The organism is Gemmobacter aquarius, assembly GCF_003060865.1.
In the GTDB taxonomy this organism is placed as follows: domain Bacteria; phylum Pseudomonadota; class Alphaproteobacteria; order Rhodobacterales; family Rhodobacteraceae; genus Paragemmobacter; species Paragemmobacter aquarius.
Genome location: NZ_CP028919.1, coordinates 80936 through 103290 on the forward strand (window position 1 = coordinate 80936; position 22355 = coordinate 103290).

The window sequence follows — 22355 nt, forward strand, 5'->3', positions numbered from 1 at the left end:
TTGCTTAAATCGACATCACTTCGATGTGGACACAAAGGCGGTAACCTACTCCCCTCATCGATTGGATGCCGGGCGCGGGCGCACCACAAGCAATCAGCTTCTTGCGGAGGCGACCGACCTTCACTTCGACATTCTCTTTACTGATGTCTCCACCACTCCCGAACAGTGATGCAATCTGCCAATGCTCCAAGCTTTGCTGTGCCGAACGTGAAAAACTTGCAAGGACGACGAGCTCGGACTGAGTCAATCGTGCCTCGCCTTTCGGCCCGGAGACGAGCATCCGGAGCGGCGACAAAGTAAAGTCCGCACCAGCACCCGCCGATCCCAACGTGATGCGCCTGCCAAATCCGGACACTACGGCCCGCAATTCGTCGAGCGACAGCGGTTTCACCAGATAGAGGTTTGCGCCGATCTCGTAGCAGGACACACGGTCGGCGATGGCCGCGCGGGCCGAAACGACGACGATCCCGACTTCGGGTTGTGACCGCCGGATGCGGCGGGCAAGGCTGATGCCGTCCTCTCCGGGCAGGTTGATGTCGAGGATGTAGAGATCAATGATGAAACCGAAGGGCTCGTCGTCGACGTCCTCGGCCAGCGGCAGGCCCACAACCTCGTGTCCGTCCGCTTGCAGAATGCGGATTTCGCGCGATTGGGGCAGTGATTTCGCGCGATCGCGGGCGCTTGTTTCACGGCATCGCGGGCAGCCATTTCGCGGTCGCGGGCAGGCTGATCGACGGCTTCATGGAGTCAGGCCTGATGGCCGAGGTCAAGGGGTTTCGTGACTTTTCGGCGCATGCTTTCGCCTGAGAGCTGAAGGCGATGAGCGTTGTGGACGAGGCGGTCCAGGATGGCGTCAGCCAGGGTGGGATCTCCAATGGCTTCATGCCAGTGCTCAACCGGGAGTTGGCTCGTGACGATGGTAGAACCACGGCCGTGGCGATCTTCGAGGATTTCCAGCAGATCGCGTCGCTCCGATGGGGCGAGGATGGCCAGACCCCAGTCATCGAGGATCAGCACGTCCAGTTTGGCGATGGCTTTGAGCATGCGGGCGTGACGCCCGTCTCCTCTGGCCAGGGCGAGGGCCTCGAAGAGGCGCGGGACGCGGTGGTAGACGACGCTGCGTCCGTCACGGCAGGCTTTGTGACCGAGGGCACAGGCGATCCAACTTTTGCCGAGGCCGGTCTGGCCGGTGATCAGCAGGTTCTCATGCCGAAGGGTCCACCCCCCGTCGATCAGATGCGCCATGACGGCGCGGTCGAGGCCACGCGGTGTGCGCAGGTCGAGATCCTCGACGCTGGCGGTCTGCCGGAGGGCCGCGAACTTCAGGCGGGCGGTCAGGCGTTTGGTGTCGCGCTCGGCGGCCTCGCGATCGACCAGAAGGCCGAGACGCTCCTCGAAGCCGAGTGCTTCATAGGTGGGGCCGGCACGGCGCTGCTCATCCAGCGCGCGTGCCATTCCGGCCAGGCCGAGCGCGGTGAGGCGCTCGGAAGTGGGGTGGGTCAACATCAGTCTTCTCCTTCTCAGTGGTAATAACCCTGCCCACGGATATTGGCGTGGTGCAGGGGGCGGTCTTCGGGTCGGTCCTCAAGGAAGGCCCGGTCGAGCCCGTTCTTCAGGATCGACCTGATCGAGGCGACAGATCGGGTCTGGATGGTCAGGCCGCGCCGACAGGCGGCATCCAGGCGCGTGGCGTCGTAGCTTTTGGCCAGGGCCAGAACCCCGAGACAGGTTCGAAAGCCCTGCTCGGGATGTGGCCTGGCGGTCATGACCGCCTCGCAAAAGGCGGTGACCGACGGTCCCAGCTTGGCGGCCTGCGCCAGCATCCGGGCCGGGGTCCATTCGGCGTGCCGCCGATGGGCCGAGGGCATATGATCGGGCAGCGTCACATGGCTGCGGCGTCCGGGGCAGCGGAGGTGGCTGGCAACCCTCTGACCTTTATGGAAGATCTCCACGATGTCGCCACTGATGCGAACATCCACCTCTTCCCGGATCAGGCCGAAGGGCACGGAATACCAGGAACTGTCCACCTCGACATGATAGTCCAACGCCACTCGGGCGCGTTTCCATCGCGCGAAGGTATAAGCGGCCTGCGGCAACGGCTGGAGATGCGGCCGATCGAGCGTCGCGAAGAGATCGGCCCGGCTGGCGCCGTAGCCGCGCATGACCCGCATGTTCAACTCATCCAACAACTGCCGGATCGCGGCATTCAGCTCCGCCAGAGAGAAGAAGCGCCGGTTGCGCAGCCGCGCCAGGATCCAGCGTTGCGCCACCTGCACCGCAACCTCGACTTTTGCCTTGTCGCGGGGCTTGCGAGGCCGGGCTGGCAGGATCGCCGTGCCATAATGCTCCGCCATCTCGGCATAGGTCCGGTTCAGTCCGGGATCGTAGCGGTCCGGCTTCAGCACGGCCGACTTCAGGTTGTCGGGCACGACCACCTTGGGCACGCCACCCAAGAAGGTGAACAGCCTCACATGGGCACCGATCCAGTCTTCAAGGCCCTCCGAGGCGACCGCTTCGGCATAGGTGTAGTTCGATGCGCCCATCGCGGCGACGAACAGCTTCATGGGCTGCACTTCACCGCTTGCCGGGTCTATGACGTCGATCGTGTCGCCGGCAAAGTCGACGAAGACCTTCTCGCCGCCAACATGGGTCTGCCGCATCGTCGGGCGAACCCGCCCTTTCCAGGCGTCGAAATGGGTGCAGAACCATGTGTAGCCAAAGCCTGCCGGATGGGCCGCACGGTATTCTTCCCACAGCAGCATCCGGGTCACCCCGGGACGGCGCAGCTCTCGGTCGATGCTGATCCAATCCGGAAACGGCCGCTCGGGGGCGGGCACGGTTGGCGCTGCGGGAAACAGCAAAAGCTCCAGCCCGTCATCGTCGAGACCCTGTGGCAAAGGCCAGGTCAGACCCGCCTGCCGCGCCCGGTGCAGGTAAGTTCCAACGCTTGTCTTGCTCAGCCCCAGAGAGGCGGCAACCTGCCGCTCGCTCAGGCCCTGGCCAAACTTCAATCGTAAAACATCGCGTATCCGCCGCATGTTCAGTCGTCCCGTCGGCATCCTGCCCCCTCTCTTCAAGGAGCGCAGCTCTATCCTCTCTTTGCCGACCAGGCCTGCCCGCGATGACGCGAAATCGCTGCCCGCGATCGCGTGAAATAGCTGCCCGTCATCGCGCGAAACGGGTGCCCGCCATCATCTGAAATCAGTGCCCGCCATCACGCGAAACACGCATGCAGAACGGCGCAGATGGCGGTCCGCAATTCTTCATAATCCTCGACGACCATGATCCGGAGGCTTCGCGTCACAGCGGCACCCACAGGCTGAAAACCGCACGGGGCCGGTCCGCCCCGCCATCGGGTCGATAGGCGATCTGCCAGCCGAGTGTTTTCGTCCAACGGGAAACCAGATAAAGGCCCAATCCCGAACCGGGGTGACGATGCGCCCCCTTGGTGCGGTAGTATTTGGTGAACAGAAGCTGCACATCCGGCGCACCCGAATTGCCGATTTCGTTGGTCACCTCGACCTGCAGCCCGTCAACAGGACCGTCGGCAACGGCCGGTTCGACACTGACTCCAATACGCGAGGGCACAGCACTGTACTTTGCTGCGTTTTCAAGCAGGTTCCGGAGGATCGAGCGGAACATTTCCCCGTTCAGCAAGGCTGTGCCCGCACCGGTCACGTCGATGTCGATTTGGTCCTGAATACCGAGTTCTTGCGCCAACTTACGGATTTCGTCACCAACATCGATCCGCGCTTTTTCCCCGTGCAAAGACTCTTCGTCCATCCTCTCGCTCTGTTCGACACGCTCGATCAGCCGCGCCATTTCCGTCGCCGCCTTTTGCACCGCGACGGCACCGGCCGAAGTGCCAGAGGTCATCAGACGGATCACCGACAGCGGATTGCGCAGTTCGTGCGTCAGCATCGACAGGAAGCTTTCCTTCTCTTCCCTCAGCGCGGTCTCGCGTCGCCAGTCAGCCTCGGCGATCTCACCTTTTATGATCGCATCACGGGCCTCGAAATCCCGTTGACGGTTGCGGATCGAAAGGAGCGAGAACAGGACGATAGTTGACATGATCGACTGCAGGAAAGTCAACTGCACAGCCGACACGTTGACCGGGATCAGGTTTTGAAGCATCAGAATCGGCACTATGACGACGATGCCCATCGCAGCATATCCGACCCGGATCACGACCATTGCCATCCCGCCCAGCGGCAGCCTGTCGGGGTTCGAGGTGGTAAAGGCGAACAGAACGAGCAGTGCCATCACCACCAGCACCAGCATCGTAGCGAACTGCAGCGCAAGCAGCGTCTGGTCCGCCGCCAGCAGGGCTACGGACAGCAGTGGAAGGCACAATAGGGCGGTAATGACCTTTCGCAGCCGGTGCGACGGCTTGAATTCCGAGATCAGACGCATATCGAAATAGCCCGAAGCAACAATAATGGTACTGATGGTCAGTGTGTGGACCACGTTCTTTCCGCCGGAATCCAACACCTCCGATCCGAAAAAACGAAGGCCACCGAAATACACGAAAACATGAAGCGTGGCGTAGAACTGGCGCAGCGCGAAAAAGCCAAACAGCGATTCCCGTCGGATGGACCAGGTCACCACCGACCAGAGCCAAAAGCTCATAAGGAAAGCCACGAAGATCGCGACGAAGCCAGCCACATAGTGGCTGTAGCGGTTAGCCTTTGCCAAGGGCATCACTGCAAGATCGACGGTCAGGGAAGTTGTTGATTTAACGCGGATGAACACGTCGCGGCTGTGCTGGCTTGGCTTGATGATGAACCCGTTGTCCAGCCCGATGTAGGTCTTGTCGACGATCGGTGCGTCGCGGCCCGACACGAGGGGGGCAGGGTCGGGACCGTTCTCCTCGAGTACCGGATCGTAAAGTTCCAGACCCCGTAGGAAGGCCGGTCTGACGACTATCGCGATTTCGGAGGTACTCCCGGTTCCCGGGATATTAATCTTTAACCAAAGAGCAGAATCTGAATATCCCTTTGTCATCGATCCGTCGAATGGGAGATAGGTTTGATTTATAGCCTTTTGTATACCTTCGTAACCGGATTTGTCCTCCCAGTATCCATCTAAAGATAATTCGGCCGAGGCAACACCAACATTCGCAAATAAAAAAAATACCGTTATAAAACAGTTGTTTAATGAAGATTTAAAGGACACGGGGCGCCATTTGTTGGGATGTGTTGGGTTTAATGGATTCGGCTCTGGTAATCGTTTCACTGATTGCAGACGCATCCAATTCAATAGGTCGCGAGCTTGTCAATCGAAACCACTTAAAAGGATAAGATCTTGAAAAACGCAAAAATCATCGTCGTCGCCGGCTTTGCCGCTTCTTTTTCGGCAGGCGCTGCACTTGCCGAAACCGCCCATGAAGCGATCCAGCATGCCCATGGCGCAAGCGAGCATGCTCATCTGTTTGCCGAGGCTACCGACGTGCAGTTCGATGCCTACAATCACCTGATCGACGAAGCGATCAACATGATCGAAGAAGCGAATGAGGCTGCCGAAGCAGGTGATTTCGATGGTGGCAAAGAAGAGATGATCGACGCCGTCCTCGCGATGAAATCCATCCAGGAGATGAGCGAAGCGATCATGGTCACGGCGACCTCGACCCATGCCTTTGCAGAAGAAGCGCATAAGCTTGTCGAAAGCGCCGTCGCGATCAACGCGACCGGCCTGGCAGCAGATGCAGCCGATCCCCACCTCATGGCAGCCGCCTCCGAACTGGCCCATGCGGACAAAGAAGCTGGCCACGCTGACGCCGAAGCGGAAGTTGCACAAAAGGCAACCGAAGCTGCGCATGCAGCCGCAGAAGCAGCGCTGGCAGCAGCCGAAGCCGTAGCCGCAGCCGACGGCGAAGCTGCCCACACCGCCATCGACGCAGCCCTTGCCGCTGCCGAAGTTCTGGACGCTGCCGCTTGGGCTGCGGAACACACCGTGCATGACATCGACAACTCGGCCGAACTGGCCTTCGACGCGATCCTCGATGCCCATGACATGACCCAGACGATCGAAATGATCGAAATCGGTGAACACCAGTAATCCGCGAGGCGGATTGCCTTCTATCTATGAACTTCCAAGGAAAACAAAGTGAAGAATACCACGCTTTCCCTCGTTGTCGTCGCCACTGCTTGCGCCATTTCCGGTCAGGCCTTCGCGGGCGATTGCACGATGGCATCGATCAAGGGCCACTATAACTATTGGGCCCAGGGCACCGATGCAGCGGGCAAGGCCTCGGCCGAAGTCGGCAAGGAAATCTATGACGGTGCGGGCAACTTCACCAGCGTGATCGCCGTCGCCGGCACTGCTGCGCTGGCGTCTGATTCGGGCACCTACACGGTGAACGCAGATTGCACTGGCACAGCCACCTATGCTTCGGGCGGCACCTACAACCTGCTCATCGCTCCGTTGGGTGACAGCTTCGTCTTCGCAAGCTCGACCGAAGGTGTGGTTCAGGCAGGCGAAAACACCCGCGTCGACGCGGACTGAAAAAATATGGTGCGGCGAGGAGTTTCCTCGCCGCACCATTCATTTTAAGCTTGCTCCGCTCTCAACCAGGGCCTGTTGACGTTCAGCCGAGGCTAATGCCCATTGCGTGTCGGTCAATGTCATACGGATCAAGGCTACCTCCCATTTGGCAACCTTGGATCACTCCAAGAACAATTTGGGAATCCTCAAACGTCAACAGGCCCTAGCTCTGCGCCTCGCCGGTGAACGGGTCGTAGCGGACAGGACGGCCGTGCCTTACCCGTACGCCAAGCTTGTAAACCAGACGGTACAGGTTGAAGAGCAGCCAGTTGCGGTGGATTTTCAGCACACGCCGACCTGAGGTCGATTGAAGCGTGCCTTCGGTCCTTGGCGTTTCGTCAAGGAAATCGCAAAGGACGGCCAGAAACCGCTTTGTCGTATCGCTGCGAAAGAACCCACCATGCGCCCCGTCGACCCACGAGACGACCGGCGGGGTAATGAATGCCGTTTCCCACCCGGCATCCCCCCAGTTAATGGCTTCGTAAGCCTTTTGCCGGCTTTGCTTGCCGAACATCAACAGCAGGGGTTTGGGGAAAGCGTGAAGCTCGGCGCTGGAGTATTCCAGAAGGCAAAGCCGCGAAACGGTGCGGCCCTTCTGTTCGATCTGGCGGGCCACGTCCCACGCCAGACGGGCGCCTTTGCAGTTACCGCCAAGAATGAAATCGCCCTTGGGAAATTCGCGCAAAAGTTCTGCAACGTAGTGTCGCGCAAGCCGCGCCATCGAGGCGTCGTCCATGTCGATGATCTTTCCGCCCGAGAAACCGCCATAAAGTGGCCGGTCTGAGGGGAAGAGGTCGCCCAGAACCAGCATCTCGGTTGCGGGGCGGTTGAAAAACCAGATCAGTGGTTGCTTCGGCCCATTCCGGTTGATCACCTTGAACGCCGAACCTTCGCGCAGGACCGGTATTTTTCCCATCGACACGATGGCTTGTATCTGACGTGCTTCTTCTACGGTCACGCTGTCAGCGACCGGGGCATGGCTTGCCGGACGCGCTTTTCCTTCGGTCGAAAGAAGCTTTGCCATGCCGCGCACCGTGCCTATCCGCGACAGGATGTCGTTCGGCAAGGCGAGTCCGCTTTCGGCTTCGACAGCAAGCAAAACGCGCAAGGCCGAGAGCGAGTCGCCGCCAAGCCGGACAAAATCTTCCTCTGGCCCGACGCGGGGTAAGCCGAGTTCCCGCGCCCAGACCGCTGCGATGCGCGCTTCCGCGTCTGTGGCATCCGCAACGCCAGCCGCAGCCGATTTCTCGATCTGCGTCAGCGCGTCTGCGGCAAGTTGGCGCCTGTCGATCTTGCCGACCGCATTTCTGGGAAGGGAAGACAGAAAGATTATCTGGCGGGGTATCTTGAACGCGGCCAAGCGGCCGGACAGGGCTTGGCGAAGGTCTTCCGCCGTTGCCGTAGCACCGGGCCGCAAGACCACCGCTGCGGTGACATCCTCGCCCAGCGTCCGGTGCGGCACGGGAAAGGCCGCCGCTTCGTCTACCGCCGGATGGGCCAGCAGGGCGTCATCGACCTCGCGCAGATTGATTTTTTCACCGCCACGGTTGACCAGCTCCTTTATCCGTCCGGTCAGGAACAAGCGGCCTTCGGCATCGATGCGCCCGAGGTCGCCGGTGCGAAACCAGCCGCCCCGAAACGCGGCCTCGTTTGCGGCCGGGTCAGCCTCGTATCCTGAAAAGACGTTCGGGCCACGGATTGCAAGCTCGCCTTCGGAGCCGCGCGGTTGGTGCTGCCAATCGTCGTCAAAGACGCCGATTTCGGTGCCACAGGACCGCCCGACCGATCCGGGGATACGGTCCGCCGCCGCAAAACCGGTCGAGCAGATCAGGGGCGACGCCTCGGTCATGCCAAAGGTCTGAAGGACCGGCACGCGGAACAGCGTCTCGATTTCCGCCATCAGCGCCGGGGAAAGTGCGGCCGCGACAGAGCGCAGAAACCGCAGGCTATGGCTTTCGACCACGGTTGCATCGCGCCCGGCCAGCAGGCGCAATTCCCCCAGCGCGGTGGGAACGGCTTGGAACCATGTCGGCTTGCGCTTTGCCAAAAGGTCGAAAAAGCGGGTGGCGTCAAAGCCTGTGGTGGCGATCACGGTGCCGCCAGAGTGTAATGGCGCCAACAAGAGATCGACCAGACCGCCCACGTGGAACAACTCCCACATGCTCAGACAGCGGTCTTGTGGCGACAGGTTCAGCGACAGGCTGACATCGCGCGCGCCGGTGCAGACATTGCGGTGTGACAGGGGCACGCGCTTTGCCCGTCCGGTCGACCCCGATGTCAAAAGCACCATGGCGGTGTCGTCAGGGGACGGCGGTTGCAGGTCGATCTGCGGCGTGTCGGCAGGCAGCATGTCGACATCGAGAACGGTGATGCCCGACCGCTGCGCCGTCTTGCGGGCCAACGCTGCAAAGCCGGATACAGTGACAAGAAGCCCGATTCCGGTTTCGGCGAAATAGCTCTCCCATTCGGGCGCGGTGTAGGCGGGATTGAACGGCAAGGCGGTGCCAACAACCGTAGCCGCCAGCAAGACTTCGGAAAGTTCGGCCCCGTTGGGCATGACGATGCCGATACGCGGCCGCCCCTGACCGTCGCGCGATTTGAGATGGGCTGCCAGACCTTCGACCCGCGCAAGCAGGGCAGAATAGCTGCGCGGTCCGGTCGTCACGTCCTCGATGGCAATCGCGTCAGGGTCACGCACGGCACGGGCACGCAGCATCGTCAGGATGTCGGGGAACGCATCTGCCAGACCAAAGCCTTGGTTTGCGACGGGAGCACTGTCGGACATGGCTTACCCCTCGAGCGGTTGCAGGGTCTGGTACCGGCGCAGTTGTTGCGCGACAGCGGCAGCATCTTCGTCAAGATGGTGGCGCAGACGTGACCGGTCAGCCGGATCAAGTGGCAGACCGGCAGAGATCTTGGCGAGAATTTCGACATCGTAAATGCGAAGCGCATTGGCGAGGACAAAAACCTCGGCCATCAGGTCGGGTGTGCCCATCGGCGAAGTGATGTCGCAAATGTTGTCAGACCCGATCCGCACCTGCACGCCGCTGTCCAGCAAATCGAGCACACGGGCGATCGAATTGTAGGTTGGCGAGACAAGGGGGCGAAGCTGGCGCATGCTGATTGCCGCGGACGGGCAGCAAATGATGCCGATGCCCAGTGCGGCAAGGCGCGTGGCCAAGGCGCGGAAGCGATCCTCGCCATAGGTCGAGGGCGAGATCAGATGCACGAGCCAGACAAAGGGAGTCTGCCCCGCGCTTTGCCCCAAGCCCATCTCGGCCACGAGGCGCGCCACCATTTCGCCGCCGTCTTCACGCGGGTGGTTGGCCTGATCCACATGGATATGCAGGTCTTTGCCCAAGCCTGCGGCCAGGGCGATGCTGCGGCGACAGCATTCCTCGAACCCGATGTGATCGGGATAATCGATGCGGTCATCACGTTCGGGCAGGATGCCGATGAAATCCGCGCTTTGGGCCGCTTGTTCCAACAATGCCCAGCGGGCGGGTTCGTCATCGCGAAATCCAAGCGGAGAATAGGCACCCAGACGGAAGTCGATGCGCCCGGCATAGCTGTCGCGCAATTCGCCCAGCGTGGCCAAAGCACCGGTGCCGACGCGATCAAGCGTGACATCAACGACCGAGTCGGCGCGGCGGGTGCCAACCTCGATCATCGCATCGAGATAAAACGACACGCGCGCAATCAGGCTGTCACGGTCATAAAGCGGGCTTGCATGGATCATCGGGATCATCGAGTGCTTGCCCGCGAGCGTCGAATTCGCGCCATCGCGCACGCCGCGTTCAGCCAGGAGACGAACAGTCTCGTCGTAGGTGCCCGCGCGGTCTATGTGCAGATGGGCATTGAAAGCGCCGCCAAGCGCCCTGATCCGCGCATCAAGCTGTTCGAAAAAGGGCGAAAACTTCATCCGTTGCATGGGCGACCTTTGGGGCAACCGGGTTGCCGTTCTTTGTTGGGGCGGCGACTGCGCCAGAAATCGTGGGGATCGTGTCGGCTAGGTCTTGGCGGGGGGCCGGCGTTCGGAGGGCACAGGCTGGCGGGCCAGTTCCCGCGCCCGCAAACGGGGATGGATGACACTGCGGATCAGCTTGTTCAGCCCGAACAGGTTGAACAGCCTGAACAGGCGCAGCATGTCGGCGGACAGGCTTTCGTTCAGCCGCGGGACAGGGCCGATGTCGGCGACCAAGGACCGTGGCACGCCGGCAAGTTCCAGCAGCCGCGTGCCCAAGGCCACTCCAATGCCGGTATCTTCCTCTTGCGGCAGCAGCACGAGCGGAGAGCGGATCGCCGCCCGTATCGTGTCAAGGCCATCGGTCCAGTTGCAGGTTACGGGCAGTTTCCTGCGCCATGCCTCGAAGCTGCGCGATGTGCGGCCCCGCTTCACCTCTTGCGAGTAGCTGCTTTTCAGCCAGTTTTCCCAAGGTCGCGTGTAGGCCACGAAGATATTCTCGAAATCGGAACACTCTTGCTCGATCAGGGGCAGGATATCGGCTGCACGCTCGAAGAAATGACCTCCGTTACGATCGAACAGCGAAAAGGCGAACAGGTTCTCGTCCGAAACGAGAATGGTCTCTTGCGGCACGGCACGCAGGGCGGCGGCAACCTTGGCAATCTCGGCCCTGACCTGCTTGAGATCGGGCCGCGTCTTGGTGCGGGTTGCCCTGATGATCCGCTCGCGCCATGGCCGGGTCAGCTGGTCGCGTGACGAGATGAACAGGTCGGGCAGCCTGTCGGCCGGCAGATGCGCCAAGAGATACTGCACAGACGTGGAGCCGGTCTTGCGAAACCCGATGTGCCAAATGATCTTCTTCATCGTGCCTCTGACATTTCGGCAGGGAATACCATCCCCGCTCCGCATGTATCATTACGTTACCTGCGGCTGTTCCTGCGTTTGATCAAGCCGGAAATGTGCCAACTGGCGATAAGGGGCAGGCCAGACGGATTGCGTGAGACACTGCGTGCCGCAAGGCGGACTGCCTGCACGGCAGTCGCTGTGCTGAACGCGGCTCAAGCCGCTGCGCCTGACGGCGCTGTGCTTTGACGATTCTGGCCAGGTCGCCTTGGTCCTTAACTCCGTCTGGCGGAGTAGGGAAAATCCGACTCCAGTCGTTAACAAAGATTGACGACACCTTCGGGGCAGGTGACAGAGTGACAGACGCGTCGCAGCGAGCGCGGCCCGAAAGCTGGCGGCCAAACCGACATCTTCGCCCCCTCTACCGAATTGAAAGGATGACCATGCCCATCGCCCCACTTCTGCGCGGCCTTCTCTGCTGCTCCACAGCTCTGGTCACGATCACCGCAGCCGAAGCGCAAGATTGTCTGGATTTTGCGGTCGATCAGACCTGCGTCAACGCGGGCAATCTGGCGAACGGGATTAACGATGACGGATCGATCGACCTGACCAATACGGCAACCGGAACCATCGAAGGCGGCTTTGCGGCAGTGCAAACTTGGCTCGACGGCAAGGTGGACAACCGCGGCAGCATCGATAGCGATACGTTCGGTGTGCTCGGCCTGACTGGAACGCTCAATGTCATCAACAGCGGTTCGATCCATGGCGACGCTATCGCTGTGTTCGGCTCGGAGGGGGCGAACGTCACCAACTCGGGCGATCTGTCGGGGATTTTCGGAATATACAGCACCGGAAGCATCACGGCCGTCAACTCCGGCTCGATCGTAGGCAGCCAAGCGTCGGGCGATTCATTCGGCATCCTTGGCAACACCGTCGATATCGAAAACGAGGGCCTCATCTCGGGTGGCTTCAACGGCATCGGCTTCAACACTTCGGGTCGCATCATCAACTCCGGCCGCATCGTCGGCACGGCCGAGGGCCCCGACTATTTCAGCTTCGGCATCATGGCACGCGGTGACCTCCAGCTTGCCAACTCTGGCACGATCCAAGGGGAATACGGCGTCTCGGTGAACAATTCGACCGCCGGAACCGTCATCGATAACGACGGTTGGATCATCGGCACCGGGGGTGTCGCCATCGACATGACCGGCCTCAGCGTCTCGGCCGCGACCACGGCTTCGTCGGACAATAGCCTGATCCTGCGCGGCCAGTCCAGAATCGACGGCGCGATCCTGCTTGGCGATGGCGACTCTGTCCAAATCGAGACCGAAGGTGGCCTCTCGCGACTGGTCACATTCGACGGATGGGAAGACGAAGCCGTTGACGTGACCGGGCTCGGCGCGGGCGTCTTGGTCCAGAACGGCGATACCTTTGCCACGCTCGACACCACAAGCTTTGCGCAGCAAGGTCAGGGGCTTGTGGCCCTTACCAAGGGTGTCGCTGCGGCAGCGCCCAAGCGCAGCCCGCAAACCACCACCAGCGGCACCCTTTCGACCAAAGGAACGGCAGGACCCTTGGGTTGGGCTGGGGTCTTCGGCGCGTCTTCGCGGAACGACGCCACCGGCCAGACGCTCGCCAGCACCGACCGCAGCGGCGGGATCGTCGGTGGCTTTACCTTGGGCGCCCAAAGCGGCCTGACCTTTGACGTCTTCGCAGGTCTGGGCAATGGCGATTCGACCGTCGAAGGCTCGTCAAGCGCGGAAACCGACTACCGTTTCGCAGGGATTTCGATGCAAGGCGGAGGCGCCACCTGGTTCGACGCGCGCCTGATCGGCGGCATGACCGACAGCGACAGCAGCCGTATCGTTGCTGACAACACCGTCGCAGGCGGGCTTGCCACCGGCACCGCCAGCTACGCTGGCGATTTTGCCGCGCTTCACTTCGGGGCCGGGCGCGACTTCCGTGCGGGCGATGTGGTCTGGACCCCCTCACTGTCGGTTGATGCCGCAACCGGAAATTTTGACCGCTACACCGAGACCGGCACCGGGCAAGACCTGACCGTTGGTGCCCGCGACACCACGGCACTCTCGCTCCGGCTCGGGCTGGAACGCAGCGAAAGCTTTGAACTGGCCGGTGGCACACTCGATACGGCGATGTCGTTCGCGCTCGTCACCAGCAACCTTTCGAACAGCGATGTCAGCGGCTCGGTCATCGGCCAATCCTTTGCCACGGGCACCGGCCTTGGCGCCACTTACACGGGCGTTGCCATCGGCTCGGGCCTGACCTTCGCGATGTCTCCCTCGGCATCGATTTCCTTGCGCGGAGAGGGTATGTTCACTGACGACAGCTTCGGGGCTTCCGGCGCGCTGGCGCTGAAGATCGCGTTCTGACGCGATCTCCTCCTCGCCAGAGCGGGCGGGGAGATGCCCGACGCCAAGCGCAGCGGTCCCGTCTGACCCTGCTTCTATCGCAGGCTTTGCAACAGCGCCCGCGAGGGCGTGCCAGTCACGGGCAGCCCCCGGCTGGACTGATAAGAGCGGATGGCGGCTTCGGTCTTGGCGCCAAGAACGCCGTCCGTGCCCTCTGTGTCAAACCCGAGCGCGGTCAGCCGGTCTTGTAGTGCGATCCGGTCGGCCTTGGTCAGGCCATGGACATCGGGCGGAAATGCGCTTTGCAGCGGGCCTGCGCCGCCGATACGGTCTGCCAGATGGCCCACGCCGATCGCATAGGCGTCCGAGTTGTTGTAGCGCTTGATCGCACGGAAATTGCCGGTTGTTTCAAAGCGGGGACCGCCGGGTTGCGGCTGGATTGCCGGACCGGATGCCGATCCGGTCACCTCGCGGCCCCAGCGAACACCCCGGATCCAGCCGCTTCGCTGCAGATAGGCGGCCGTCGAGGCAAGCGCATCGGTCGGGTCTTCGGACCAGACATCGCGTCGACCGTCACCGCTGAAATCGACGGCGAATTGCAGGTAAGAGGTGGGAATGAACTGGGTATGGCCCATCGCGCCGGCCCAGCTTCCGGTCATCCGGGCGGGCAGAATGTCTCCGTTCTGGATTATCTTCAGCGCGGCTATCAGTTGCTGTTCAAAGAACGCCCCGCGCCGCCCGTCGAAGGCAAGCGTCGAGGTGGCCGAGATCACGGGGACGTCGCCCCTGCGTTCACCATAGAAGCTTTCGACCCCCCAGATCGCGGCGATGATTTCGGCATCGACGCCGTAGCGGTCTTCCAACGCGGCAAGCGTTCCGCGATGGCGGGCAAAGGCGGCACGCCCTTTCGCGACCCTTTCTTCGGAGACAGAGATCGACAGGTAGTCTTCAAGCGTGCGGGTGAATTCGGTCTGGTTGCGGTCGCGCGTGATGACGCCCGGCACGTAGCCCGCGCTGCGGAACGCCAGAGCGAGCGTTGCAGGCGCGATGCCCTGCCCCGCTGCGCGGTCGCGGAACGCGGCAACCCAGGCCTCGTAAGCGCGGTTCGGAACGGGCCGCAGGTCGGCAGGCAAGCCGGAGGCGGTTACCCCGCCTGCCCCGCCGGAACCCGAGGAGGAGCAGTTCGCAAGCGCAAGACAGGCGATGCCCAATCCGAAGGTGCGTCGATCAATCTGCATGTTCTACCCATCCTTTTGGTGTTTTTTATTATACTGTGGGGCGAAAGGACGATGTGCAACGTTCGCCTGCCTGATTTATCAAAACAGGCGGCGCTTCGCCTTGTCGGCTGTCGCCTGCCCCGGCACGAAAGCTGTCGCGGTATCGCACCATATCTGGTCGGCCGCCTGATCAGGCAGAAGGGCACGAGGTGCCGTTTACGAGGCTGCGTCCGTGGTGGCAGGGCGAGCGCCCTGAACTGTGAAAATCGGACAGCCTGGCTTCATCAATCGCCATCTTTGTCTCCGAAAGCAGTTTTGCAACATCGGCGGGTTAGGTTGATGCAGCCAATCCGATCGTTCTTGCCCCCGTTGATCTTTGTTAATACTCGTTAACGCGCGTTGGTGGCGCAGGCGCTCTCGCCAACTGATTTTTTACACAAGATTCATAGCGGAGTTGCTGCGATGTCGTTCAACAGAGTTCTCGCCCCCACCGCAGCGGCAGCAGGTGCCATCGGCGCTGCTGTTTTTCCTGGAATGGCCTTGGCCCAAAGCACGGACAGCCCGCTTGTCTTGTCATTCGAAGGCGCGGTCGGCACGGGAGACCATGCAAACGCCTATGGCGAAGCAAAGCTCGGGAGCGGTTTTGACGCTTTTCAGGACGATGTAGCCTTTGTCGGTTCCGTCGGCCTGAGCCGGTCGATCAACCAAGACTGGGATTGGAGCTTGTCGGTCTCGCAACTCGGCTACGCTGACAACACCGTGTCAGGCGGAGGTGGCTCGACCAGTGCGTCATGGACAAGCGACGTCAGCCGCAGCGATGTCGCCTTTAGCTTCGGTCGGGACATTGCGCTGGGTTCGGCAAAGGCACGGCTTGGCCTTGGGCTGGCTTATGCGAAGGCCTCGGCTGAAAAGGGTCTCGATGTTGCAGATCTGGAAAGTGGCGACTTCTTCCGAAACAACACCAACAGCGACTTTCAGGGCATCGGCCCGCGGGTCAGCTTTGATGTGCAATCGGCTCCGGTTTCGGCCAATGGCAAGCTGTCGGTCATCGGCGGCGTCGAGGTCAACCTGCTTGCCGGCCAATACGAACACTCCAAAGGGTTCGAGGCCTATGTCGACGAGAGCCCGCGCCAATTCGACTTGGCCGAGTCCGCCAAAGGCGACATGATGACCGCCGGCATCAAGATCGGCCTGCAATATGACGCCAACGAAAACACGTCGTTCCGCGCCGGCGTCCGCCATGACGTGACCCGCATGGATCAGGTGCAAGTCACCGGCCCGGCGTCGATTGCCCCCGTGTCGGTCGAAGATGGCCGCACCTCGTTCTTCGTGGGTATGAACGTCGGCTTCTAAGGCGCAGGGTTTGGCACAGGCCAGGTCAACGAAAGCCCCGGTTATCTGTTTACACGGATTTCCGGGGCTTCCGTCCCATTGGGACCATTTCGCAACCGAACTGCCCGACGACCGCGAGGTCTATTCCCTGCCGATGCCGTGGTTGCAGCGCAGCGGCGTTGCCAAGACCGGTTTCGCGTCAGTCCTCAATTACATCGCCTCGGTAGCCAAGGCGGCCTTGACCGGACCTGCCCATTTCGTCGGGCATGATCTTGGCGGGGTGGCCCTGTATTGGCTGGCGCGGACAGACTTTCGCGAACATATGAAAAGCCTGACGTTCATCGCGGCCCCGCATCCGTTTTCCTATCAGCGTTTCATGGCGTCGGACGAGGGCGCGTCAAAGTCGGGATATATCGACAGCATCCTGCAAAGCCGCGATGACGCCGTGTTGGCCGATTGTTTGCTTGCCGGGATCACTGGCAGCGATACCGCCGTGACCGGCGACATTGGCGCGGCACTTCGCGCCACCGACTTCGCCGCCCTTCGTGCGCTTTACGCCCAGATCCGGCAGGCCAGACCGCACGAGCCGCAAAAGGGCGCTTGCCGTCTGGACTGTCCGGTCGCGATGATCCACGCCAAGGACGACCGCTACCTTCCTGCGGGACTGATGCAAGACAGTGCAGCGCGCTTTGCGTGCAGCGGGGCGACGCTTGGACTGTCGGGGGATAGCCATTATCCCCACCTGACTGACCCCGCACGGGTGGCGCAATTTGCAGAAGGGTTCTGGAATGCCTTCGAGCCCTGACCGAAGCCCGCCCCCCTTTGCCGATCCCTCTGTCGAGGTCAAAGCGCAGCAGGGCTTGAACCGTCTGGTGCTGACCCTGTTGCAGCGCGTGGCTCAGCCCGCGGTCGACCGGCCAGACCGTATCGGCGTGTTGCACGTGATCGAAGACCCCGAACTTGCCGACGAGGTGTTCAAGACCCCGACGCTGTTCCAGAAGAATTTCGCCTTGGTCGCGGCACTTGGCCAAAGCAGGTTCAATCTTAACGGCGACCGCTGGGCAGAATTTCGCGACCGCACGCAACCGGCCTACAACAAGGCCAGCAAACCCGCAGAAATTCCGAAGATCGACGCGATCTATCGCGACGCCCTAAGCGGGGTTTCCCCGCACGATGGCGCGGCCCTTGAGCCTGCATTGATGCGAGCAGCCCTTGCGGTGTTTTGCAAGGCTTTGAATATCGTGCTTGATCCGGATGCGGTGGCGCAGCTGTTCCCCCACATCCGCACCCATGCCAAGATGCTGCAATTCTTCTCGTGGTATGGCGCGCAGCAATCCGACGTCCTGTTGCAACGGGCCGAATGGCTGGACCAGTGCTTCAACGAACTCATTCTGGCCGATCCCCATACCCGCGATTTCGTGCAGCAGGCCGTCACGGGTAAATCCCTGTCGGAATGGTCGCCTGCCATCACCGATCTGATGCAAAATCTGTTCGCGGGGATCGAAACCACGGTTGCCACCCTGTCTTGGGCCGTGCAGCTTTTGGGCCAGAATTCCGACCTGCAAGACGCACTGCGGCGCGAGGCTGACGCGCCCTTGCAGAACCGGACCCTGACACGCGGTTTCCTGTGGGAGACCATGCGCTGCTTCCCGCCAATCCCCTTTGTGGTGCGCGAACTATCAGACGATTACTGCGGTCACGGACGCAGCTTTGCCAAGGGTGAACAGGTCATCGTTTCTGTCCTCGGTCTGCACCGTCACGCGGGTTACTGGGTCAATCCAAACGAATTTCATGCCGCGCGCGACGAATTCGCCGATGGCCAGCCAACACCAATTGCCTTCCGCCCGTTCCTTTCCGGCCCGCGCGTTTGCGGCGGCAAACGCCTTGCCGAGCTTGAGATGCTGGTCGCCCTGCCCGAAATCTTGCGCCGGTGGCGCATCGTCTCGACATCGCCCGACATCAGCTATGACTACGCGCTTGCCCTGCGTCCGCAAAGCCTGACAAGCGTGCGGCTGGAAGCCTTGCCCCGATGACTCAGATGCCGGTTTTCGTTGTCGCCTGTTCCGGCCGCTGCGGTTCTACGCTGCTGAGCGAAATGCTTGAACGACATCCGCAGGTTCTGAGCCTGTCGGAATTTCTCGTGCCGCTCGTGCTGTCGGGCGTTCGCCATGCCGAACAGCCCCTGACGGCGCAGCAATTCTGCGCGGCTTTGCAGACACATATGCCGACCACCAGCGCGCTACTGAAGGCCGGTATCACGGTGTCCGAATTCCGCTACCCCTTCCAACGTCAGGGCGCGCGTCACCGGAGGGACAGCGGCTTGCCCTTTCCGGTGAATTGCGCACTCTCGCATCTGACCGATGATCCCGACGGCGCCTTCGATGTGCTGTTGCGCCGCGTTCTGGCCACGAACGGAACCTGCGTGCGCGACCATCTGACCTGCACCTTCCAGACCTTGGCCGAGATGTTCGGCGGGTCCATCGTCGTCGAGCGCAGCGGTGGCAGCCTTCTTTTCACCGCGCAGATCAGGGCGCTTCTGCCGCAAGCGTCCTTTATCCTGCTCACACGCAGCGGCACCGAAACAGCCCTGTCGATGAGCCGGCACGCCTATTTCCGGCACATCGCCCTGCGTTCGGTTCTGACCGCCGAACTGGGCTATGACCCCTATACTTCGCCACAGCGCGGCGGCGTTTCGGCCTTGCCCCCCGATCTTGCCCGCCAATTGCCCGAGCATTTTACAAAAGCCGGTTTCGAAGCGCTGGACCTGCCACTCGATCTTTTCGGCGCGATCTGGGCGCATCACACCGAACGCGGTCTCGCGGCCCTGCCCGCCCGTTTCCACCACCTGTCTTACGAAAGCCTTTGCGCCGGTCCTCACGCCACGCTTCGCGCCGTTGCGGAACACATCGGTGCAGCGCCCGATCCGCACTGGCTCGCCGCCGCCGCCCCATTGGTCAGCCCGCCACAGTGCAAGCCGGAAAGCCTGCCGCCCGATGAATTGGCCTACCTCGGGGCCGCCTGCGAACCGGGTGTCGCTGCACTTGCCAGAAAAGGGATCGTCTGATGTCCTCGCTACGCCCCGACCGGATAGAGCGGCTGAAAATACTGAACGGCGAAATCGTGCTGGATGTGGCCGTCAGGATATGGTCGGTCGCGAAGCCAAGGGGAACGCTCTTCTGCCTGCACGGATTTGCGGGCACGGGGCAGGATTTCGCCTTCCTCGGCCGGATGCTGCGAAAGGCCCAGATCGAAACCATTGCCATCGACATGCCCGGCCGTGGTGCCAGCACCTTTCTGGGCGACCCCAGCCGCTACAGCCTGCGTCTGAGCCAAACAGCTTTGAACGAGGCAATCAAACTCGCACGGGGGCCGGTCATTCTTGCGGGCACCTCATGGGGCGGTGTCATCGCCGCAAACATCGCGCTGAACGCCCGACAAGGTATCTTCGGCCTCATTCTGGTGGACACCCCGATGGTCTCAAGCGAGGACACGGACCATCCCCACGAAGATTTCATCCGTGACGAGGCCTTGCGCCAGTTCAGCACGGCGCAAAGCGCACGGATCTATTATGCCGCCACCCGCAATTTGCAGCATGTCGCAAAAGACGACCTCGACGAGTTGCTGACAGCCGCCCTGATGCCCATCGATGGCGGATTTCGCATGCGCTTCGATCCGGCGCTTATGTCGACTATCGGACGCCGCAGCCCGTTCAACCTGGCAGCCAGCTTGCAGCAGGCACCCTTTCCGATCCTGTCGGTGCTTGGCCAATACAGCCATCTGGTGACATCGGCCAAGGAAGTCATTGCCCGCGATGCCGTGCCTGCCATGAAGCGGCTGTATTGCGACTTCGAAGCGCATCCCCCGTCGCTTTCGAGACCCGAACACCTCGAAGCCATCTGCGCCTTTGTCACGGGGTGTCTGGAGCAGATCGCCTGATCTTGACGGCCCGCGGCGACGGCGCGCGCTCGTTTTCGTAAAACCGCTTCCAATAGACCGGCAGACCCGGGGCCATCTTCTTTGCGGCCTTGATCATTCGCAGGATGTCGCCACTGTCCTGTGCATGAAAAATCGTCACCACGATGGCATCCCCGTCTGCCACCTTGCGGAGCGGGCCCTGATTGCGCAACCAGTCCTCGGCCACGTCTTTCGTGGTTCGCACCCAGCCGACATAGCCGCAGATACGGTCGTTTCTTTCGACGATAAGATGCGTGCCGTCATTGATCTGGTGCATCAGCGATGAAAGCGTGGGGCCGAATTCGAAACGGGTGAAAAGATCGATCTCGGAAAGGTACTTCGCCGCTATCCCCAACGAGTAGGGGTTTCGGGACAATTGAAGAATACGGGTGTCCGTGCCGGCTTGGTCCATCAGTCCGCTTTCGCTGTGCATGCGCTCATATCTTAAACTTTGTATGCGGGGGCGTCACCAGCCCGTCACCGTTCGTGCCATCCGCAGCGTTCATCGTCTGTTGCGCTTGCCGGATCCGACATCGGACGAAGCGGTCAACATCACCATAGGCGCATGAAAATGAATCAAGCGGAGAACGCTGCGCCTCACGGAGCAGGCCAAGGGTTTGGCGTAGCGAGCGGCGTTATCGGGGGTTTGCGGTACTGAGTGCAACTTATGGTTGCAAATGGGTTCGTTTCGTAAAAATGGTCTTTTGCTGCCTTCCTAGGCTTCCCTATTCGTCCTGAGTTCCTTCGTACTGCTTCTCTGCCGTTCTGTCTGCCTTATCGCCGAGCCTACCAATCGCTCCCGCTCTGCGAAAATCCATGCCTTTCGGGCAAGGCGCAGGGATCCCTCGGCTTCCTTAACATAGCGCTTCGACAGGCCATTATCTTGTGCCGCCCCTAAGAAGGCATCGAGCGCGGCCGCCACTTCGGAGAGTGATGCAGATGGATCTGCCACCCTTCCCCAGACTTCGCGAGTATCCGCTGCATCGGCAAGGCGCGCAGCTTGGGCATCTGCTTCCTGCATGTTCAGGACTTCGCGCCGTTGGGCCATGCGCGCTTCAGCGACGGCCAATCGAAGTGCAAGTCGAAGGCGCGGATCGTTGTCGATCTCGGAGGGACTTGGTAACTCGGATTCACCAAGAATGACGGACAGCCACATCGCGACATCGGTCGCATTTGGTGGCTTCGTAAGGCCGTGGCGCAGCGCGTTGCGGGAAGAGTTAATCACACCGTCGCCCGTTCGAGGTCCGGTGCTCTTTCGAGCGTTCCGGCGATTGGCTTCGATCTGCCTCAGCGTCGTCACTTCGACACCACGCGTGCGCTCATGGCGCGATTGTCCTGAAGGCCGCGGTAATCGGTCATCAACCGCCTGCGACGGTTCTCAAGGTCGACGAGTTTATCCTCGTGGAACCGATATTCAGGCTTGTGGCCCGTGTGCGCGTCAGAAAGCAGGCTGATCAAAGAAATCCCCGCCGCAGTGCATTCAGCGTGTGCCGCAGCGGCAACTTCGACATCATCTGCAACTGCGCGCTGCGACATTTGCAAGGCCTCGAAATCGGCTTGTTCCCGATCGATCGGCCTTTGCACAAAATCTGCTTCTTTCTTGCCGGCCTCGATCCATTCCTCCCATTCCGCGTCCAGGACAGCTTCGTGACGTTGGCCCAGCACCTTTCTCCATGCATCTCGAATAAGGCCGACCAATGATTTCCTGATGGCCTCGTCGCGCATCCTGCGGTGCTGTTGAAGCTCCCACTCCAGCTCGACAATACCGTCTGCAAGCACGCATTCGTAGGGCGAGGCGGGCTCGAGCGACGCAAGAAGTTGTTCCCGAAATGGAGCGAACAACGCGGCCGGCTCACCAGGGAGAGCGGCACGCTTCGGCAGGAGATCACGAAAGGACGCAAGCCCAAAGGCGGCAGGAGTTGGGTAAGATAGATTGCCGGACATATCAAAATCCTGATACCAAGTCGCCAAACAGCACAATATATAGCTCAAAGGCGGTCGCTTGTAAAACACAAGCGCCTGCGGTGAAGCTCTGAACGGCTTTGCGCGTTTTGGCTAGCCTCCTGAAAGCGATGCTAGCACTCCCTGAAACTTTCTTTGGTGAACTCCGACCACTTGCAGGAAAGAAGAAAC

The 22355-nt window shown here is 61.1% G+C and carries 19 protein-coding genes; 8 read left to right on the forward strand and 11 right to left on the reverse strand.

Annotated elements, in window-relative coordinates; all coding sequences use genetic code 11:
* Window positions 1–4 precede the first annotated feature (4 nt).
* The 4 genes from HYN69_RS18205 to HYN69_RS18220 form a co-directional block, all read right to left on the reverse strand.
* Window positions 5–607: a response regulator transcription factor gene (locus HYN69_RS18205; RefSeq protein WP_108437351.1), complete on the reverse strand. Its 603-nt coding sequence runs from the start codon at window positions 605–607 to the stop codon at window positions 5–7.
* Window positions 608–747: 140 nt separating this feature from the next.
* Window positions 748–1506, reverse strand: coding sequence for an IS21-like element helper ATPase IstB (istB, locus tag HYN69_RS18210; protein WP_108434714.1), 759 nt, complete (start codon window positions 1504–1506; stop codon window positions 748–750).
* A gap of 14 nt (window positions 1507–1520) precedes the next feature.
* Window positions 1521–3059 carry an IS21 family transposase gene (gene istA / locus HYN69_RS18215; protein WP_108434414.1) on the reverse strand — a complete coding sequence of 513 codons (1539 nt, stop codon included), beginning with the start codon at window positions 3057–3059 and terminating at the stop codon, window positions 1521–1523.
* A gap of 241 nt (window positions 3060–3300) precedes the next feature.
* The gene (locus tag HYN69_RS18220; RefSeq protein ID WP_108437352.1) at window positions 3301–5250 is read right to left on the reverse strand and encodes a sensor histidine kinase; all 1950 of its coding nucleotides are present in this window, start codon (window positions 5248–5250) and stop codon (window positions 3301–3303) included.
* 54 nt (window positions 5251–5304) lie between these two features.
* Here HYN69_RS18220 and HYN69_RS18225 point away from each other — a divergent pair, with 54 nt between their 5' ends.
* Window positions 5305–6057 carry a hypothetical protein gene (locus tag HYN69_RS18225; RefSeq protein WP_108437353.1) on the forward strand — a complete coding sequence of 251 codons (753 nt, stop codon included), beginning with the start codon at window positions 5305–5307 and terminating at the stop codon, window positions 6055–6057.
* A gap of 48 nt (window positions 6058–6105) precedes the next feature.
* Entirely contained in the window at window positions 6106–6504 is a 399-nt protein-coding gene (locus HYN69_RS18230) for a hypothetical protein (RefSeq protein WP_108437354.1), read from the forward strand.
* A gap of 202 nt (window positions 6505–6706) precedes the next feature.
* On the opposite strand, the gene HYN69_RS18235 is transcribed toward HYN69_RS18230, so the two are convergent.
* From HYN69_RS18235 to HYN69_RS18245, 3 genes are all read right to left on the reverse strand, one after another.
* Window positions 6707–9328 (reverse strand): AMP-binding protein, encoded by a 2622-nt coding sequence (locus HYN69_RS18235; protein ID WP_108437355.1) that lies wholly within the window; start codon window positions 9326–9328, stop codon window positions 6707–6709.
* A 3-nt stretch (window positions 9329–9331) separates the two neighbouring features.
* Window positions 9332–10474 (reverse strand): amidohydrolase family protein, encoded by a 1143-nt coding sequence (locus tag HYN69_RS18240; RefSeq protein ID WP_230426592.1) that lies wholly within the window; start codon window positions 10472–10474, stop codon window positions 9332–9334.
* Window positions 10475–10552: 78 nt separating this feature from the next.
* Window positions 10553–11371, reverse strand: coding sequence for a hypothetical protein (locus HYN69_RS18245; protein WP_108437356.1), 819 nt, complete (start codon window positions 11369–11371; stop codon window positions 10553–10555).
* A gap of 422 nt (window positions 11372–11793) precedes the next feature.
* Here HYN69_RS18245 and HYN69_RS18250 point away from each other — a divergent pair, with 422 nt between their 5' ends.
* On the forward strand, window positions 11794–13740 hold the full coding sequence (locus HYN69_RS18250; RefSeq protein ID WP_159082538.1) for an autotransporter outer membrane beta-barrel domain-containing protein: 1947 nt from the start codon (window positions 11794–11796) through the stop codon (window positions 13738–13740).
* Window positions 13741–13814: 74 nt separating this feature from the next.
* On the opposite strand, the gene HYN69_RS18255 is transcribed toward HYN69_RS18250, so the two are convergent.
* Entirely contained in the window at window positions 13815–14957 is a 1143-nt protein-coding gene (locus tag HYN69_RS18255) for a lytic murein transglycosylase (RefSeq protein ID WP_108437358.1), read from the reverse strand.
* 441 nt (window positions 14958–15398) lie between these two features.
* Between HYN69_RS18255 and HYN69_RS18260 the strand changes: the two genes are divergently transcribed.
* From HYN69_RS18260 to HYN69_RS18280, 5 genes are read left to right on the forward strand one after another with little or no spacing between them, the layout of a single operon-like run.
* Window positions 15399–16289: an Lpg1974 family pore-forming outer membrane protein gene (locus tag HYN69_RS18260; protein WP_159082539.1), complete on the forward strand. Its 891-nt coding sequence runs from the start codon at window positions 15399–15401 to the stop codon at window positions 16287–16289.
* 10 nt (window positions 16290–16299) lie between these two features.
* Entirely contained in the window at window positions 16300–17073 is a 774-nt protein-coding gene (locus tag HYN69_RS18265) for an alpha/beta fold hydrolase (RefSeq protein WP_108437360.1), read from the forward strand.
* On the forward strand, window positions 17057–18301 hold the full coding sequence (locus HYN69_RS18270) for a cytochrome P450 (protein ID WP_108437361.1): 1245 nt from the start codon (window positions 17057–17059) through the stop codon (window positions 18299–18301). Before HYN69_RS18265 ends, HYN69_RS18270 begins: the two co-directional genes overlap by 17 nt.
* A 5-nt stretch (window positions 18302–18306) precedes the next feature.
* The gene (locus tag HYN69_RS18275) at window positions 18307–19332 is read left to right on the forward strand and encodes a sulfotransferase (RefSeq protein WP_159082540.1); all 1026 of its coding nucleotides are present in this window, start codon (window positions 18307–18309) and stop codon (window positions 19330–19332) included.
* Entirely contained in the window at window positions 19332–20204 is an 873-nt protein-coding gene (locus tag HYN69_RS18280) for an alpha/beta hydrolase (protein ID WP_108437363.1), read from the forward strand. Before HYN69_RS18275 ends, HYN69_RS18280 begins: the two co-directional genes overlap by 1 nt.
* Here HYN69_RS18280 and HYN69_RS18285 read toward each other — a convergent pair.
* The 3 genes from HYN69_RS18285 to HYN69_RS20695 all read right to left on the reverse strand — a co-directional run bounded on the left by HYN69_RS18285 (window position 20176) and on the right by HYN69_RS20695 (window position 22214).
* Window positions 20176–20598 (reverse strand): hypothetical protein, encoded by a 423-nt coding sequence (locus tag HYN69_RS18285; protein WP_216824706.1) that lies wholly within the window; start codon window positions 20596–20598, stop codon window positions 20176–20178. The genes HYN69_RS18280 and HYN69_RS18285 overlap by 29 nt on opposite strands.
* Window positions 20599–20937: 339 nt before the next feature.
* The gene (locus tag HYN69_RS20690; RefSeq protein WP_159082541.1) at window positions 20938–21522 is read right to left on the reverse strand and encodes a hypothetical protein; all 585 of its coding nucleotides are present in this window, start codon (window positions 21520–21522) and stop codon (window positions 20938–20940) included.
* Complete coding sequence (locus HYN69_RS20695) at window positions 21519–22214, reverse strand: hypothetical protein (RefSeq protein ID WP_159082542.1); 696 nt, start codon at window positions 22212–22214, stop codon at window positions 21519–21521. The genes HYN69_RS20690 and HYN69_RS20695 overlap by 4 nt, the downstream gene beginning before the upstream one ends.
* Between the last annotated feature and the right edge of the window lie 141 nt (window positions 22215–22355).

Coding starts and splice junctions, on each gene's coding strand:
- HYN69_RS18255 (WP_108437358.1), bottom strand. CDS start 14,957: ATGCAGATTGATCGACGCACCTTCGGATTGGGCATCGCCTGTCTTGCG.
- HYN69_RS18280 (WP_108437363.1), top strand. CDS start 19,332: ATGTCCTCGCTACGCCCCGACCGGATAGAGCGGCTGAAAATACTGAAC.
- HYN69_RS18270 (WP_108437361.1), top strand. CDS start 17,057: ATGCCTTCGAGCCCTGACCGAAGCCCGCCCCCCTTTGCCGATCCCTCT.
- HYN69_RS18240 (WP_230426592.1), bottom strand. CDS start 10,474: ATGCAACGGATGAAGTTTTCGCCCTTTTTCGAACAGCTTGATGCGCGG.
- istB (WP_108434714.1), bottom strand. CDS start 1,506: ATGTTGACCCACCCCACTTCCGAGCGCCTCACCGCGCTCGGCCTGGCC.
- HYN69_RS18250 (WP_159082538.1), top strand. CDS start 11,794: ATGCCCATCGCCCCACTTCTGCGCGGCCTTCTCTGCTGCTCCACAGCT.
- HYN69_RS18245 (WP_108437356.1), bottom strand. CDS start 11,371: ATGAAGAAGATCATTTGGCACATCGGGTTTCGCAAGACCGGCTCCACG.
- HYN69_RS18235 (WP_108437355.1), bottom strand. CDS start 9,328: ATGTCCGACAGTGCTCCCGTCGCAAACCAAGGCTTTGGTCTGGCAGAT.
- HYN69_RS18275 (WP_159082540.1), top strand. CDS start 18,307: ATGCCGGTTTTCGTTGTCGCCTGTTCCGGCCGCTGCGGTTCTACGCTG.
- HYN69_RS18220 (WP_108437352.1), bottom strand. CDS start 5,250: ATGCGTCTGCAATCAGTGAAACGATTACCAGAGCCGAATCCATTAAAC.
- HYN69_RS18260 (WP_159082539.1), top strand. CDS start 15,399: ATGTCGTTCAACAGAGTTCTCGCCCCCACCGCAGCGGCAGCAGGTGCC.
- istA (WP_108434414.1), bottom strand. CDS start 3,059: ATGCCGACGGGACGACTGAACATGCGGCGGATACGCGATGTTTTACGA.